At 67.2% G+C, this 15670-nt stretch carries 15 protein-coding genes; 11 read left to right on the top strand and 4 right to left on the bottom strand.

Going from position 1 to position 15670, the window contains the following annotated elements; translation table 11 throughout:
• Nucleotides 1–230: 230 nt before the first annotated feature.
• The 5 genes from AB4Z37_RS16530 to AB4Z37_RS16510 all read left to right on the top strand — a co-directional run bounded on the left by AB4Z37_RS16530 (nt 231) and on the right by AB4Z37_RS16510 (nt 5189).
• Nucleotides 231–1280: an ABC transporter substrate-binding protein gene (locus AB4Z37_RS16530; RefSeq protein ID WP_211969143.1), complete on the top strand. Its 1050-nt coding sequence runs from the start codon at nt 231–233 to the stop codon at nt 1278–1280.
• A complete protein-coding gene (locus tag AB4Z37_RS16525) occupies nt 1277–2056 on the top strand; it encodes an ABC transporter ATP-binding protein (RefSeq protein WP_441517833.1) in 780 nt (259 codons plus the stop codon). Before AB4Z37_RS16530 ends, AB4Z37_RS16525 begins: the two co-directional genes overlap by 4 nt.
• Nucleotides 2053–2919, top strand: coding sequence for an ABC transporter permease (locus tag AB4Z37_RS16520; RefSeq protein WP_441517832.1), 867 nt, complete (start codon nt 2053–2055; stop codon nt 2917–2919). Before AB4Z37_RS16525 ends, AB4Z37_RS16520 begins: the two co-directional genes overlap by 4 nt.
• Nucleotides 2920–2924: 5 nt before the next feature.
• Entirely contained in the window at nt 2925–4589 is a 1665-nt protein-coding gene (locus tag AB4Z37_RS16515; protein WP_441517831.1) for an amidohydrolase, read from the top strand.
• 147 nt (nt 4590–4736) lie between these two features.
• On the top strand, nt 4737–5189 hold the full coding sequence (locus tag AB4Z37_RS16510) for a nuclear transport factor 2 family protein (protein WP_441517830.1): 453 nt from the start codon (nt 4737–4739) through the stop codon (nt 5187–5189).
• A gap of 39 nt (nt 5190–5228) precedes the next feature.
• Here the strand turns inward: AB4Z37_RS16510 and AB4Z37_RS16505 are convergent, their stop codons facing one another.
• The 3 genes from AB4Z37_RS16505 to AB4Z37_RS16495 all read right to left on the bottom strand — a co-directional run bounded on the left by AB4Z37_RS16505 (nt 5229) and on the right by AB4Z37_RS16495 (nt 7807).
• Nucleotides 5229–5690: a winged helix-turn-helix transcriptional regulator gene (locus AB4Z37_RS16505; RefSeq protein ID WP_441517829.1), complete on the bottom strand. Its 462-nt coding sequence runs from the start codon at nt 5688–5690 to the stop codon at nt 5229–5231.
• Nucleotides 5691–5840: 150 nt separating this feature from the next.
• Nucleotides 5841–6911 (bottom strand): neurotransmitter-gated ion-channel ligand-binding protein, encoded by a 1071-nt coding sequence (locus tag AB4Z37_RS16500; RefSeq protein ID WP_441517828.1) that lies wholly within the window; start codon nt 6909–6911, stop codon nt 5841–5843.
• Complete coding sequence (locus AB4Z37_RS16495; protein WP_441517827.1) at nt 6911–7807, bottom strand: cache domain-containing protein; 897 nt, start codon at nt 7805–7807, stop codon at nt 6911–6913. Before AB4Z37_RS16495 ends, AB4Z37_RS16500 begins: the two co-directional genes overlap by 1 nt.
• 459 nt (nt 7808–8266) lie before the next feature.
• Between AB4Z37_RS16495 and chrA the strand changes: the two genes are divergently transcribed.
• Complete coding sequence (gene chrA, locus AB4Z37_RS16490) at nt 8267–9478, top strand: chromate efflux transporter (protein ID WP_441517826.1); 1212 nt, start codon at nt 8267–8269, stop codon at nt 9476–9478.
• 25 nt (nt 9479–9503) lie between these two features.
• On the opposite strand, the gene AB4Z37_RS16485 is transcribed toward chrA, so the two are convergent.
• Nucleotides 9504–9953 (bottom strand): Lrp/AsnC family transcriptional regulator, encoded by a 450-nt coding sequence (locus tag AB4Z37_RS16485; protein ID WP_441517825.1) that lies wholly within the window; start codon nt 9951–9953, stop codon nt 9504–9506.
• 124 nt (nt 9954–10077) lie between these two features.
• Here AB4Z37_RS16485 and alr point away from each other — a divergent pair, with 124 nt between their 5' ends.
• The 5 genes from alr to AB4Z37_RS16460 all read left to right on the top strand — a co-directional run.
• A complete protein-coding gene (gene alr / locus AB4Z37_RS16480) occupies nt 10078–11229 on the top strand; it encodes an alanine racemase (RefSeq protein WP_441517824.1) in 1152 nt (383 codons plus the stop codon).
• Nucleotides 11226–12482, top strand: coding sequence for a D-amino acid dehydrogenase (locus AB4Z37_RS16475; protein WP_441517823.1), 1257 nt, complete (start codon nt 11226–11228; stop codon nt 12480–12482). Before alr ends, AB4Z37_RS16475 begins: the two co-directional genes overlap by 4 nt.
• A gap of 78 nt (nt 12483–12560) precedes the next feature.
• Complete coding sequence (locus AB4Z37_RS16470; RefSeq protein WP_441517822.1) at nt 12561–13454, top strand: 3'-5' exonuclease; 894 nt, start codon at nt 12561–12563, stop codon at nt 13452–13454.
• A 257-nt stretch (nt 13455–13711) separates the two neighbouring features.
• Nucleotides 13712–14641 carry a DMT family transporter gene (locus AB4Z37_RS16465; protein WP_441517821.1) on the top strand — a complete coding sequence of 310 codons (930 nt, stop codon included), beginning with the start codon at nt 13712–13714 and terminating at the stop codon, nt 14639–14641.
• 200 nt (nt 14642–14841) lie between these two features.
• Nucleotides 14842–15670 (top strand): hypothetical protein (locus AB4Z37_RS16460; RefSeq protein WP_441517820.1); only part of this gene is annotated, 829 nt, incomplete at its 3' end.

Raw genomic sequence — 15670 nt, 5'->3', positions numbered from 1 at the left:
GCCTGATGGCGGCCGTCGCGGCCATCGGTCGCGCATCGCGCCATCTGGCATGCAGGGCGGGAAAGAATTTTTCCGTGATCGCGCGCCCGTTGGCATGCACGGCTCGAAAACGCGGATTCTCCGCAATTGCCACGTGCACGTGGATGCAAGCAAATAGAGGGAACGCCAGTGTCCTTCGCAGAAGGCCGGCATTCACCCCTCTTCACCTCCAGCATGCGATTCCGACGTTCATGACATTCCGTTCCCCCGCACGCGAGGGCCGCTCGCCGGCGCTGTCGCGCCGCCAGTTCATCGCCGCCGCCGGCGCCATCACGGCCACGGGCCTCATCAAGTCTCCGGCTATCGCCCAGCAGGCGCTCAAAGGCTCGCTCGCCTATGGCAGCGTCGGCTACACCTGGGCCCTGCCGTACGTCGCCGAAGAGGCTGGTTACTGGAAGCAGGCGAACGTCGAACTGTCGACGTCCTCGTTCGAATCCGGCCGCGACGCGATGCAGGCGCTGCTGTCCGGTTCGGCCGACTTCTCCGCCTCGACCGACACCCCGCTGGTATTCGCCGCGCTCACCGGCCTGCGGCCGGTGGCCGTCGCCAACTACAGCCGCTACTCGCGCGATATGAAGATCGCCGTGCGCAGCGACAGCGGCATCGATCCGAAGGTGCCGGCAAGCCTCAGGGGGCGCCGGATCGCGACCCGCGTCGGCACATCCGGACAGTATCTGCTCGCCAAATATCTCGAGCTCGCCGGCCTCAAGAGCGGCGACATCACCGTCGTCGACCTGCCGCCAGCCAACATGACCACGGCCCTGGTGCGCGGTGACATCGATGGCTTTGCCTGGAGCAGCCAGACCGTGGCGGTGGCGCAGCGCCAGTCCGGCGGCAAGGTTGCCGAGATGAGCTTCGACGGCATCGAGAAGTACTTCCAGAGCCACCAGTTGCTGCTCACCACCGAGAAGGTGCTCAAGGACAAGCCGGACCTCGTGAAGGCTGCGATCCAGGCACTGTTCGCCGCGGAACAGCGCATCGCCTCCGACAAGGCGTGGCCGCAGCTGATTGCCGACCGGATCAAGACGCCTGCCGCCGACATCGCGGAATCGACATCGACCTTTACCTTCAAGATCGGCTTCGACGACCGTTTTATCGACGATCTCGTGGCGCAGGCGGAATGGGCCATCACCGCTGGCCTCGGCAAGGCGCCCAAGGGCGATCTCCGCACGCTGCTCCGTGGCCTCGTCGCCGAAGGGCCGACAAAGGCCGCCCGGCCCGACCGCGTGACGCTGGCATGACCCCGGCATCGTCCTCGCTGATCGACATCGCCACCGTCTCGCAGATCTATGCCGGCCGCGACGGCTCGCCGACCTGGGCGCTGCGCGACGTGTCGCTGCAGATCGCCAGGGGCGAGTTCGTCTGCCTGATCGACCCGTCCGGTTGCGGCAAGACCACGCTGCTGCAGCTGATCGCCGGCTTCCTGCCGCCGACGCGCGGCGCCGTCACGTTCCACGGCCGGCCGATCCAGGGGCCGGGCCCGGAGCGCGGCGTCGTGTTCCAGGACTACGCGCTGTTCGCCTGGATGACGGCGCGGCAGAATGTCGAGTTCGGCCTGCGCATGCGCGGCCAGCCGCGCTCCCTGCGCCGCAAACGTGCACTCGATGCGCTCACGCGCGTCGGCCTTGCGCACGCCGCCGACAAGTATCCTCACGAACTGTCCGGCGGCATGCGTCAGCGCGTTGCGGTGGCGCGGGCGCTGGTGGTCGAGCCGGAAGTGCTGCTGATGGACGAGCCGTTCGCCGCCGTCGACGCCATGACCCGGCAGACGCTGCAGGAGGATTTGCTGCGGCTGTGGCGCGAGACAGGCGTGTCCATCGTCTTCGTCACCCACAACATCGACGAGGCCGCCTTCCTCGCCCAGCGCGTGGTGGTGATGGGCGCCCATCCCGGCACCATCAAGGCCGATCTCACGATCGCTGCGCCCTACCCGCGCGACCGCGGCTCGTCGGAGTTCGGCGCGCTCTACGCCGCCATCTCCGGCCGCCTCGCCGACACCGAGCGGAGAGCGGCATGACCCTGATTTCATCAGAAGCTCCTGTCTCGGATCTCGTGCGCGACCGCGCTCTATCGTTCGAGGACAGTTTCAAGGCCGCCCACCTGCGGTCGCAGCGGATCGCGGTGTTGCGGCGTGTGGGGCTGAACATTCTCGGTGTCGTGATCTTCCTCGCAGTCTGGGAGGCGGTCCCGCGCTATTCCAGCTGGATCAACGAGGTGCTGTTTCCGCCGCCCTCCCAGGTGATCCAGACCTTCGTCCCGATGCTGTGGTCCGGCGAGATCGCCCGCAACATCGCCATCAGTCTCGCGCGTGCGGCCTCGGGATTTGCCGTCGCGCTGGTCCTCGGCCTTGCCGCTGGCCTCGCCACGGCGCGCGTCCGCACGCTGCAGTATCTCGCCGAGCCGTTGCTGCACGGCTTCCGCGCCATTCCGACCATTGCGCTCGTGCCGCTGTGCATCCTGTGGTTCGGCATCGGCGAGCCCTCGAAAGTCGCGCTGGTGGCCTGGGGCGCGTTCTTTCCGATCTGGATCACGACCTTCATCGGCGTGCGCGACGTCCATGTCGTCTACCTGCGCTCGGCCGCCTGCCTCGGCGCCGGCCGCCTCGCGACGCTGCTGCTGATCGTGCTGCCGGCGGCGCTGCCGTTCATCCTGTCCGGCATCCGCCAGGCGATCGCGGTGTCGCTGATCGTCCTCGTCGCCGCAGAGTTGTCGGGCGCGTCCGCCGGCGTCGCCTACATGATGTCGCAGGGACACCAGCTGTTCCGGGTCGACATCATGTTCATCGGCCTCGTGCTGCTCGGCACCTTCGGCTTCCTCGCCGACCGCATCTTCGTCGCGCTCGCGCGGCGACTGTTCCCCTGGTACGAAGGCGGTTCGTAGGCGCGATGCTCCCGTCCCAAGACCTGGTGCTGCGCAATGCAGGCATCATCACCCTCGACGACGCGCGGCCACGGGCATCGGCGCTCGCTATCCGCGACGGCGTGATCACCGCGGTCGGCGACGACGATGCCGCGCTGGCGGCGGCGCCCAATGCCCGGGTGATCGATCTCGACGGCGCCTGTGTCATTCCCGGTTTCAACGACACCCACGCTCACATGGAGCGCGAGGGGCTGAAGCAGCAGCGCCCGTCCCTCGCCGGCGTGCGCAGCATCGCGGACATCCTCGACCGCATCCGCGCTGCGGCGGCTCGTACCCCGCCGGGCGCATGGATCGTCACCATGCCGGTGGGCACGCCACCGTTCTTCTTCGACGGGCCGCAGAGCCTCGCCGAAGGGCGGCTGCCGAACCGCAGTGAGCTCGATGCCGCGGCGCCGAACCATCCAGTCTATATCCAGGGCGTGTTCGGCAACTGGGGCAAGCCGCCGGGGCACTCGGCGCTGAATTCGCGCGCGCTGGCACTCAATGGGCTCGACGAGACCTCCGCGCCGCGTTGCGCCGGCGTCGAGATCCTGAAGGACGCCGATGGCCGTCTGAACGGCATCATCATCGAGCGCAACAACCGTCCGACCGTCGAATTCGACATCCTGCCGGCGGTGCCGCGGTTCGGCTTTGCCGAGCGCCTCGACGGCGTGCGGCTGTCGCAACAACTCTACAATGCCAAGGGCACGACCAGCATCTATGAGGGCCACGGCTCGGCCGCCGAGACGATTTCCGTCTATCGCCATCTCTGGGAGCGCAACGAGCTGACGGTGCGCGCCGGCCTCGTGGTCAGCCCGAGCTGGAGCGACCTCACAGAGGCCCGCCGCATCATGCGCGACTGGCTGTCGACCGCCCGCGGCGCCGGCCTCGGCGACCGCTGGCTGCGGGTCTCGGGCCTGCACATCGCCTATGGCGGCGACCCGACCGTGGCGTGCTGCGCCCGGGCCCACCTGCCCGACACCGGCTGGTCTGGCTTCGTCGAGCAGGCGGTGTCGCCGGCCGACTTTCGCGAGGCCTGCTTTCTCGCCGCCGAGTTCGACCTGCGCCTGCACACCATTGTCGGGGATCAGCTGCACGAGATCGTCCCCTTGCTCGAAGCGGTCAACGCACGCTATCCCCTGAAACAACGCCGCTGGGTGATCGAGCATATCGCCCGGGCCCGCGACGCCGATATCACCGCGCTGGCGCGGCTCGGCGTGCTCGTCACCACCATTCCGACCTACTACCTGTGGAAGGGCGGCCGGCGTTATCTCGACGAGGCCGACGGTGGCAGCCATATCGTGCCGCACCGCCGGCTGCTCGACGCCGGCATTCCGCTGGCGCTCGCGACGGACAACATTCCGTATGATCCGTTCTTCACGCTCTGGGCCGCCTGTGCACGGCAGGAGCGCACCACGGCAACGGTCATCGGCGCAGACCAGCGCCTCGATCCGGCGACCGCGCTGCGGCTGTTCACCGTCGCCGGCGCTGCGCTGACCTTCGACGAAGACTGGAAGGGAGCGCTGCGACCGGGGTTTGCCGCCGACCTTGCTGTCCTGTCGGACGATCCAACGGCGGTCGCCGTCGATGCGCTCAAGGACCTGTCATGCCTCTTGACGGTTGTGGGCGGACGGATCGTTCACGAAGCATAAAGCTTGGCCCCAGCGCCGGCAGACTGGCCCCGCACGCACCAATTGGTCCCAGATTGAAACTCAAACAAAATGGTACTACTCTGCAACCATTGAGAGTTTCATCGTTGCGACCATCACGCTCTCAGGACCCAACCGTGCAGGGATCCGATGTATCATTTCATCCTTCGGCGCAAACTGCAGAACGTCTTCTCCCGCCTCAATGCCGGCGACTATCGCTTCGTTACCAGCCAGTTCCACACCGACGCCGAACACTGGTTCGCCGGCTCCCATGCGATGTCCGGCCGCCGGATCACTTCGGGCCGCAGGGAGGAGTGGTATCGCCGCCTGGCAGCGGTGTTTCCCGGCCTCAAATTCGACGTTCGCAAGCTGATCGTGAGCGGCCCGCCATGGCACAGCCTGGCCGCCGTGGAGTGGGTCGACGAGCTCCATGACAAGAAAGGCAATCCGCTGCCGAACGAGGGTGTGTTCTTCATCACCATCCGCTGGGGCAAGGTCACTGAATTCCACGTCTACTGCGACACCGCGAAAATCGAGAAGAACCTTTCAATTCTCGCCGCGCAGGGTGTCGTTGAAGCCGCGGCCTCGCCGATCATCGGCTAGCCGTGGCGCCTTTCGACCGCCGCCCCATCAATCTCGGCATCAATCGTCTTTGGCCGCCTGCAGCGCCTTGAAGAAAGCCCGCGTTCGCCTGTCGGCACCAGGGCCTGGTGAAAACTGAACGGTAGCGCCGTTGATCACCGCTCCTGACGGGCTCCGCACCTCCAGCGGCTTGACCTTGCGGCCGGCCGCATCGGTCACCAGCACCGGCGGCGCTCCATTCACCTCCCAGGCATCGCCCCATTGCATCAGGGCGACCAGCGCCGGCAGCAGCGCCTGCCCCTTGGCTGTCAATTCGTAGAGCGGGCGCGCCGCGGTGCCCTGCCGCGACAGGATGTCGGCCGCGACCAGCCGCTCCAGCCGGGCAGACAGGATGTTGCGCGCGATCCCCAGGCTTTGCTGAAAGTCGCTGAAGCGCTTCACCCCAAACATCGCATCGCGCACGATCAGCAGCGTCCACCAGTCGCCCACGGCGCCGAGAGCGCGCGCCAGCGAACAGTTCATTCGGGACAGATCGGTCTTTCCGGGCATGCCAGGAGCGGCCCCGCTCTTTGAGTTTCAAGGTGAAACTTTGTGGCCGGCCGGCGGAAACGTCAAGCCGTCGCTTGGGGGCGCTGGCCCTCATGCCGATCAACGCCAGCCGTGGCCGATCGCCTACCCCGGGATCGCCCGCACCGCGGCGCCGACCGACACGACCACCATCAATGCCGGCAGCGCCCAGCGGAATTCATGGCGCAGCGCCATGCACAGCGTGAAATAGCGCGAATGCGGCCGCCGGCATCCCGTCGAGATGATGGCATCGAACAGCAGCACGACCACGAGATAGAGATAGCCAAGCGAGATGATCTGCGCGACCGGGGTATTCAGCGAGATCGCACCCGGAAAACTCGCCTCGAAGGTGAAGCTGAGCGCCGCCAGCGCCAGCAGCGAGGAAAAGATCTGGGTGCCCTTGTCCTTTTCGGTCAAGCCGGGCGCCCACAGCACGAAGATCGACGCCGCCAGCACCGCCATGATCGGGATGAAGATGCGCAACAGGTAGCGCTCCGACTGGCGGGTCAGCGTGATGGTGGCGTTGAGCCTTGAATAGGAGCGCGCGTTCCAGCCCATCGCCTCCTCGTTGGAAAAGCGCAGGCGCAGCGGCTTCCAGTCGACCACCGCGAGCGCCTGCTCGATGCCGGACAGCTGGCGGTCGGTTTCGGTCGCGATCAGGATGGCATCCTGCTTGGCGTAACGCGGCAGCGAGAATTCCAGCGTCAGGTCCTGGGTGTCGAACGGAAACGCATCCATGTTCATGCGAAAGCGGAAATTGCTTTCGTAGCGCTCGATGAACACGACATCGCCGTTGGCATAGGTCGACACCGCCGCGGTGCGCGACTCCCGCTCGCCGATCTGGTTGTCGACGCTCAGCGCCGGAATCCAGATCGTCTTCAGGTAGCCATCGGCATCCTGACCGACGCGATCGATCCGCCCGGTGCCGCGCTCTACCGCGTCGAAACGCAGCCGCGGATCGTTCCAGCGCTGGGTGACCTCCACATAGAAGCGCCCCTGTCCCGCGACTTCGGCGATGCGCAGCACATTGAGCACGCGGAACGCGACCCTCACCCGGATCGGCAGCTCGACACCGTCCGGCAGCGGGATCGTGGCATCCGGGCTGGCCTTGTCGCCCGCCCATGCCTCCGATACCAGGGCGAGAAGCAGCGCCACCAGCAGCACAAAGCGCGCCATCACGCGTCCCCGCGCCGGGCCATGATGTTCTGAAACACGACGGCAAACACCACATACGCGATGATCGCGCCGCACAGGGCCACCACCCACAGCTCGGTGCGCGTGCGCGCACCAGCGCGCATATCGTCCTTGAGCGCGACGGTCATCCCGACCAGACGACCGCTGAAATCGACCAGCGGTTCGATCGCCATGTTGTAAGCGCGCCCGTCGATCCGGGCCTGGCTGATCTGCAGATCACGGGTCGGCGGCACCCGGCTGGTCCTCAGCAGATTGGCGAACAGCTCGTCGTCGGTCGATACCGCGAGCGCGAGGTCGCCGAACCGCGGCATTTTCTCATCGATCGCGACCCCGCTCAGCGACGGCACGATCACCACCGCAAGGTTGGCATTGGTCGACGCCTTCACGAGATCGAGGATCGGCCGGATATCGAGGCCGACCTCCATGGTCCCGGCGAACGTATCGCCGGAATTGACCACGGCGATGCCACGGACACCGATGCCGGCGACGCCGATCTCGACACCGGTCTGGGCCCGCCGCGTCCGGTTCGCGGCCACCACCATGGAGCGGAACGCCGAGATATCGTCGTTGAACGTATCGAGCTTGTGCATGCGCAGCAGGTAACGGATGTCCCTGCTGTGGTAGCCGAAGATCTGGATGCCGGCCTGGCGCTTCAGGTAGTCGTACGTGCTCGCCGACATCTGCTGCAGACCGGCGCGGTCGCCGGTTGCGAGCGCAGCGCCGACGTCGGCGCGCCGCGCCGTCGTCTCGGCCAGCGCCAGCGCGAACTTGCCGGCCTGGTCGAAGGCGCTGTCCAGCATGCCGGTGATCAGCTTCATCTGAGCCACACGGTCGCGGCTGTCGGAGTCGTTCAGCGACGCCTGGAGCAGCCAGATCATGCCGGCCAGAGTGATCGCGATGATTGAGGCCACCGCCAGGGCGACGCGGGCCGGCACCCCGCGAAAGACAAGGCGCCTGACGCGACCAGCCCCGGTCGCAGGGCTGGAAAGGTCTGGAGCGGCAGTGGAAGAAGACATGGCGTGACAGTTCATACCTGCAGACGCGACATTCCGCGTCACCTGCCCGAGCCAAACGACGGGAGTCAAGCATCGCAGGGGCAATGTCCCGAGTGTCGAGCCAAATCAGATTTGTCCGAGCGTCTCAGATCCGACGGCCGGAGCCACCGGCCTCACCCCTTGGCGGAACGCCGCAGGCGCTTACGCATGGCGCCATAGACGAAAGCAAAGCCGGCGTAGCTTCGAAACCCGCAATTGCCCAGCGGGCCGCATTGCGTGTGTTATAACGTGGTCAAAATGCCGCCGATCGAACCGCCCATCAAATCAGGCCCACCACAGACCATGACGCCATCGCCTCCCGGCTCCGCACGCGAAGTCCTGCTGACTTTCCTGCGCCTCGGTATCACGTCGTTCGGCGGCCCGATCGCCCATATCGGCTATTTCCGTGAGGAGTTCGTCGTCCGCCGCCGCTGGCTGGAAGAACAGGCTTATGCCGATCTGGTCGCGCTGTGCCAGTTTCTTCCCGGTCCGGCCAGCAGCCAGGTCGGATTTTCCATCGGCCTGATGCGTGCCGGCTATCTCGGCGGCGCCGCCGCCTGGATCGGCTTCACACTGCCCTCGGCGCTCCTGCTCGTGCTGTTCGCCTATGGCGCGGCGTCGCTGAACAGCCCGCTCGGCCTCGGGGTGGTCCACGGCCTCAAGCTGGTCGCGGTGGCCATCGTCGCCCAGGCGGTCTGGGGCATGGCGCGCAGCCTCTGTCCTGACCGGACCCGCGCCTCCATTGCTCTGGTTGCGGCGCTGACCATCCTCGCCAGCACCTCCTCGATCGCGCAGATCGGCGCCATCCTGATCGGCGGCGTGCTGGGCTGGCGATTCTGCCGCGGCGCCGTCCCTGACGATCCCGGACGCATCGGCGCCAGCGTCAGCCGCAGCGTCGCCCTGGCCGCGCTCGCGGCCTTCTTCGCGCTGCTCGTCGGCTTGCCCATCCTGCGCAGTGCCTGGCCCAACGCCGGCGTCGCCCTGGTTGACGCCTTCTACCGGTCCGGCGCGCTGGTGTTCGGCGGCGGCCATGTCGTGCTGCCGCTGCTGCGCGAAGCCGTGGTCACGCCCGGATGGGTGACGGACGATGCGTTCCTCACCGGCTATGGCGCGGCGCAGGCCGTCCCGGGACCACTCTTCACCTTTGCCGCCTATCTCGGCGCGATCATGCAGCCGGCGCCGCACGGCCTCGTCGGCGCGGCGCTGGCGCTCGCGGCCATCTTTCTGCCGGGCCTTCTGGTCGTGATCGCAGCGCTGCCCTACTGGGACACGTTCCGCCGGCGCAGCTTCGCCCAGGCGATCATGCGCGGCGTCAATGCCGCTGTCGTCGGCATCCTGGGAGCTGCGCTCTACAATCCGGTGTGGTCGACCACCGTCAAGACGCAAGGCGACTTCGGCATCGCCCTCACCGGCTTTGTCCTGCTGACCGCCTGGCGGGCGCCGCCGCTGCTGATCGTGGTGCTGAGCGCAGCGGCAGGCGGCGTGCTCGGCGTCTGGCAGGCGGGTGCCGTCTAGCCGCGCGCGCCTTGCGACTCACCGGTTAGCGCGCCGGCAGTACCCGGCGGATCGCGAAGCTGGAGTGAATCCGCGCCACGCCGGGTAGGCGCGACAGCACCTCCTTGTGGACCGTCTCATAGGCGGCTGCGCTCTCGGCCTCGACATGAAGCAGATAATCCGAGCCGCCGGTCATCAGGTAGCATTCCCGGATCTCGGGATGCTTGCGCACCGCCGCCTCGAAGCGGTGCAGGAACTGCTCGGTCTGCCGCTCAAGCGTGATCTGCACAATGATGACGATCCCGGCGCCGGTGTCGGGACCTTCCACGATCGCGGTGTAGCCGCGGATCGTGCCCTGCTCCTCGAGAATCTGGACGCGCCGCAAGCAGGCCGATGGCGACAGCCCGACGGCGGTGGCGAGCTTGACATTGCTGATGCGCCCATCCGCCTTGAGGTGGCGCAGGATCTGCCGGTCGATGGCATCGATAGCTTGCATTTTATTGCGTAACTTCGCTCTTTATTGCGATATAGCCTGAAATTAGGCGGAATATTTCGCTCAATCAACCAACATTCGAACAATCCTCCTGTAGCGTCAGTGCAACTGATTTGCGGTGCCCTTCATGTCGCTTGCCTTCGCCCCCCACGACATTTCCGCCGGCGCGGTTCTGACCGTCGACCTGTCGGCGCTGCGGTCGAACTATCGGCTGGTCCGTGATCGCGTGCGTCCGGCCGAGGCCGCCGCGGTGGTCAAGGCCGATGCCTATGGCCTCGGCGCAACGCGGGTCGCTTCCGCATTGCTGAAGGAGGGCTGCCGGCATTTCTTCGTGGCGCAGCTGTGCGAAACCCGCGACCTGCGGGCGCACCTGCCCTCGGCGGCACAGCTCTACGTCCTCAACGGACTGTTGCCTGGCGCGGAGGCCGAGGCGATCGCGCTCGGCGTCATCCCGGTTCTCAACTCCCTGGCGCAGGTCGAGGCATGGTCGGCGGCCGCCGTGCAGCTGGGGCGCCGCCTGCCGGCGGCGCTGCAGGTCGACACCGGCATGTCACGACTTGGCCTGTCGGCCGGCGAGGTCGAGCAGTTGCGGCGGCATCCCGCCATGCTCGACGGCATCGATCTCGTCCTCCTGATGAGCCACCTCGCCTGCGCCGACGAGCCGGCGCACACCGCCAACGCCGACCAGCTCGCCGTCTTCCGGCAATTCGCCGCACAGTTTCCGGCGATCCGCCGTTCATTCGCCAACTCCGGCGGCGCATTTCTCGACACCACCTACCACGGCGACCTCGTGCGCCCCGGCATCGCACTCTACGGCGCCGATCCGGTGCCCGGTGCCGTGCGACCACGACCGGTGGTGCAACTCGACGCGCGGGTGATCCAGGTCCGCACCATCACGGCCAACACCGGTGTCGGCTATGGCCTCACCTTCCGGGCGTCGGCTCCGACGCGCCTTGCGACCATCGGCGTCGGGTATGCCGACGGCTGGCCGCGTGGCCTGAGCGGACGCGGCGCGGCCTATGTGCGGGGTGTTCGCGCTCCCATCGCCGGTCGAATCTCGATGGACAGCATGACGCTCGACATCAGCTCGCTGCCCGACGACGCCCTGCGCGCGGGAGACCTCGTCGAGCTGATCGGCCCCAACCAGACGCTCGACGACGTCGCCGGCGATGCCGGCACCATCCCTTATGAAATTCTCACCTCGCTGAGCCGGCGCTACGCGCGGATCTATACCGAGGATGAAACCGCTCTCTCCAACCGTGTCGCGAGGTCCGCATGAGAGTCGCAGTGCTGGGGGGCGGCGTTATCGGCGTCACCACCGCCTATTATCTGGCGCGTGCCGGTCACGAAGTCACGGTGATCGATCGCCAGGACGGCGCCGCCCTCGAAACCAGTTTCGCCAATGCCGGCCAGATCTCGCCGGGCTACGCCTCGCCCTGGGCCGCGCCCGGCATTCCGGTCAAGGCGATGAAGTGGCTGTTCATGACGCACGCGCCGCTGATCCTGCGGCCGCGCCTCGACCTCGCCATGGTGAGCTGGCTGTTCAGCATGCTGCGCAACTGCACCTCGGCGCGCTACGCGGTGAACAAGAGCCGCATGGTGCGGCTCGCCGAATACAGCCGCGACTGCCTGATCGCGCTGCGCAACGACACCGGCATCACCTATGACGGGCGCACGCAGGGCACGCTGCAGCTGTTCCGCACACAGGCCCAGCTCGACGGCACCGCTAAGGATATCGAGGTGCTGCGCACCGACGGCGTGCCGTTCGAGCTGCTCGATCCGGCGGGCTGCGTCGCGGCCGAGCCCGCGCTCGCCCATGCCAGCGACAAGATCGTCGGCGGGCTGCGCCTGCCCAACGACGAAACCGGTGACTGCTTCAAGTTCACCACCGCGCTCGCCCAGCTCGCGGCCGCAGCCGGGGTGTCCTTCCGGTATGGCCATGCGATCCACGGCCTGCGCAAGGAACGCGGCGGCATTACTGGGATCGAGACCTCCGCCGGCCTCGTCACCGCGGACGCCTATGTGCTGGCGCTCGGCAGCTTCTCACCGCAGCTCGCCGGCATGATCGACCTGCGGCTGCCGATCTATCCAGTGAAGGGCTACTCGCTGACGATCCCGATCGTCGACGCAACGCGCGCGCCGGAATCGACGATCATGGACGAGACCTTCAAGATCGCGATCACCCGCCTCGGCGACCGCATCCGGGTCGGCGGCATGGCGGAGATTTCCGGCTACACCAACGACCTGCCGCAGCCGCGCCGCGCCACGCTGGAGCATTCGGTGACGGATCTGTTCGCCGGCGGCGGTGACGTTCGTGCCGCCAGCTTCTGGTCCGGCCTGCGCCCGATGACGCCGGACGGCACGCCGGTGATCGGCCGCAGCCGCTACGCCAACCTGTTCATCAACAGCGGCCACGGCACCCTCGGATGGACCATGGCCTGCGGCTCCGCCCGTGTCCTTGCCGACCTCATCAGTGGCCGCCCGCCCGAGATCGACGCCTCGGATCTCGGCCTCGCACGGTATGGAACCTGACGATCGCTGTTCCCCACGAATCACAGCCCCCAAGGCAAAAGGCGCATCGACGTCGCGACTCATCTATAAGTCGCAGCCATGACCGAACACCTGAACCTGGCCGAGCTGGCGGCGACGCTGGAGCGGTCGCCGGACTATCGGATCCTGCGCCGTCTCGTGGCTCGGAAAGACTTCAATCCCGGCGATCGCGAGGCGACGCGGACCGGCCTCCTCCTCGATGTGGAAACGACCGGCCTCGATACCGCCCGCGACGAGATCATCGAGCTGGGGATGGTCAAGTTCACCTATCGGCCCGATGGACAGATCATCCGGGTTGTCGACACCTTCTCCGCGTTCAACCAACCCTCCGCCGCCATTCCAGCGGAAGTGACTGCGCTGACCGGCATCACCGACGACATGGTCCGCGGCCACAAGCTCGATGAAGATCGGATCGCGGCATTCGCCGCCGACGCGGTCATCGTCATCGCCCACAATGCGGCGTTCGACCGCAAGTTCATGGAGCGCTACTGCCAGACGTTCACGCGGAAGGCCTGGGCCTGCTCGGTCAGCGAGATCGCCTGGCGCGACCATGGCTTCGAAGGCTCGCGCCTGTCGTACCTGCTGATGAAGGCCGGCTTCTTCCATGAGGCGCATCGCGCGGTGGACGACTGCCAGGCGCTGCTCGAAATCCTCGCGTTCCAGCTGCCCGGTACCGACAAGAGCGTGCTGAGCGTGCTGCTCGAGCGCGCGCGGCGCAAGACCATCCGCATCTGGGCCCAGCACGCACCCTTCGACCTCAAGGACGAACTGAAGCGGCGCGGCTATCGCTGGAGCGACGGTTCCGACGGCCGGCCGAAGGCCTGGTACATCGATATCAACGACACAGATCGCGCCGCGGAACTCGACTTCCTGCAGACCACGATCTATCAGCGCGAAGTCGATCTCCCGACCCAGAACCTGACCGCGTTCGACCGGTTTTCCGTCCGGGCCTGACGCGCCTCGTACAACAAGCGGCCGAGACGCCGTGCTCGCGCAAAGTGCCCTTCGAAGCACACCGAACAATCAACCGTATGGCCGATCGGTCTACGCGCTCCCAGCGGGCCAGCCCTGACGGAGGGGCTGGCATGACCAATCGGCTCTCCCGGCACCGGCAGGCTCGGGTTATTGACATCAACCACATGTCGTCGCGTCGCCCGCTCCGAGACGACGACCACGCCGCACCCGCGGTTCGCAAGGAACGACAGCACACCATGAGCAGCAGATGGACCGGTGCGGGCTTCGGCCTCCTCGCCGCACTGATCTGGGGTGGCTTCCCGGTGGTCACGCGGCTCGGCGTCGCGCACTCCACCCTCGATTCCTACGACGTCACCTTCATCCGTTTCGCCGTCTCCGGCACAGTGCTGTTGCCGGTGCTGCTGCACCGTGGCTTCGGTGGCCTGAAAGCGCTTCCGATCGTGCTGCTGATCGTCGGCATCGGCGCCCCCTACATCCTGGCGGTCGCGGCAGGTCTCAGTCTTGCGGCGGTCGGCTTCTTCGCCCTGACGCCCGGCAGCATGATCGCACTGACCGCGATCCTGAGCCGCATCGTCATGAAGGAGCGGCTCTCTCCCATGCAGATCACCGGCATCGCGACGGTGCTGCTGGGGATGGCGCTGGCCGGCAGCAACGCGCTGTCCGGCAGCGGCGGCTGGGCTGCGGTCGCACTGTTCCTGCTCGGCGGCCTGCTGTGGGCGATCTACAACATCACGGCGCGACGATGGGCCATCGATGCCCTGCTCGCGACCGCGATCGTCTCGGTCGGCTCGGCGGTGATCTACTGCCCGATCTATCTCGCGACCCGCGGCCTCGGGCTGCTGCACGCCCCGCTCGGCGCCATTGTGCTGCAGGCCGTCTATCAGGGCGTCATGGTCTCGATCTTGGGGCTCTATTTCTTCAGCCGTGCCGTGACCATTCTCGGCCCCGCCGTCGGCGCGACCTTCGCGGCGCTGGTGCCGGTGCTAGCGACAATCGAGGCGGCGTTGCTGCTCGGCGAGCAGCCGCACCCGCTCGCCCTGCTCGGCATCCTGATCGTGACCATCGGCATGGCGATCAGCCTGTTCAAGCCGTATCAGAGCGCGCTCCAATCCACCCCTGCATCGTCTCAGCTCGGGCAGCCGGTGCCACAGGCCGAGCAGCCGTGAGCACAGTTCATAACCATCGAGGAAAATAGTCGGCAGCCCTCTGCCGGCGTGTTCCCTTCGATCGCCACGGGCCCAACACTCTCCACGGAAGGGCCTTGCTTTGGTCAAACCGGCGTGTGGAATTAAAGGGGGCAGATCATGGGCGCTGCGCAGGTCGCGCGTGCGCCCCATCGCCATGCCTGCGGGGACAAAGCACGCCGATGCTCTCTATATTGAAGCCGACGGAATCCGAGCCGCCGAAGCGGACCGAGCCTCACGACATCATTCTCATCGATAGCAGTGACAAGACCTCGGCGGGCAGCTCGCCGCCGCCGCTCGCGCCTGAAGCGCCGCCCGTCACCCTCGACACTCCCGCACGGCCGGCGTCCGAAGCGGCCGCAGGACGGCCGGTGCCCGCGGTGGACACGACTTTCCGCGCGGCCGCCGCCGTTGACGGCCGGGCGGATGATGTCGCCGTCGATCAGCTTCCGGTCGGTGTGCCGCTGTCGGACGGCCCACGGCCGCTGCGGACTGCCGGCCGCTTCCTGTTCGCCATCGCGCTGGGCGGCGTCGCCACCCTCGCCTGGCAGTCCTATGGCGACGCCGGCCGGCGAGCGCTCGCGCACTGGGCACCGCAGCTCGCGCCGCTGCTGACACCTGTCACGAATGCACCGGCGCAACCGTCCGCGGCGACCACCGGGGCAGCAGCCCCCAATCCTGCGATACCGGCAGTTGCGCCCTCCGCTCAACCGGTCGCGCCGACCACCGCGGCCGCGCCCTCAGCGGACGTGACACAGAATTTGCAGTCGATTAGCCAGACGCTCGCGGCCATGGCGCGTGATATCGAGCTGCTCAAAGCCGGCCAGGAGCAGTTGAAGGCGAGCCAGGAACAGCTCACGCGGGAGCTCGCCAAGCTCACGGCGCAGAATCTCCAGCGCAAGCCGCCCACCCCGCTGCCGCGCCCGGCGCCGACAACCGCAACGCCCGCGCACAAGCCGGCGCCGCTGCCGCCACCGCCCGTCGCGGCCGCGCCGCCGCGCCCCTTGGCGC

Source organism: Bradyrhizobium sp. 2TAF24 (assembly GCF_052115025.1).
Taxonomy (GTDB): Bacteria; Pseudomonadota; Alphaproteobacteria; order Rhizobiales; family Xanthobacteraceae; genus Bradyrhizobium_A.
This window is presented reverse-complemented; position numbering and strand designations above follow the sequence as displayed.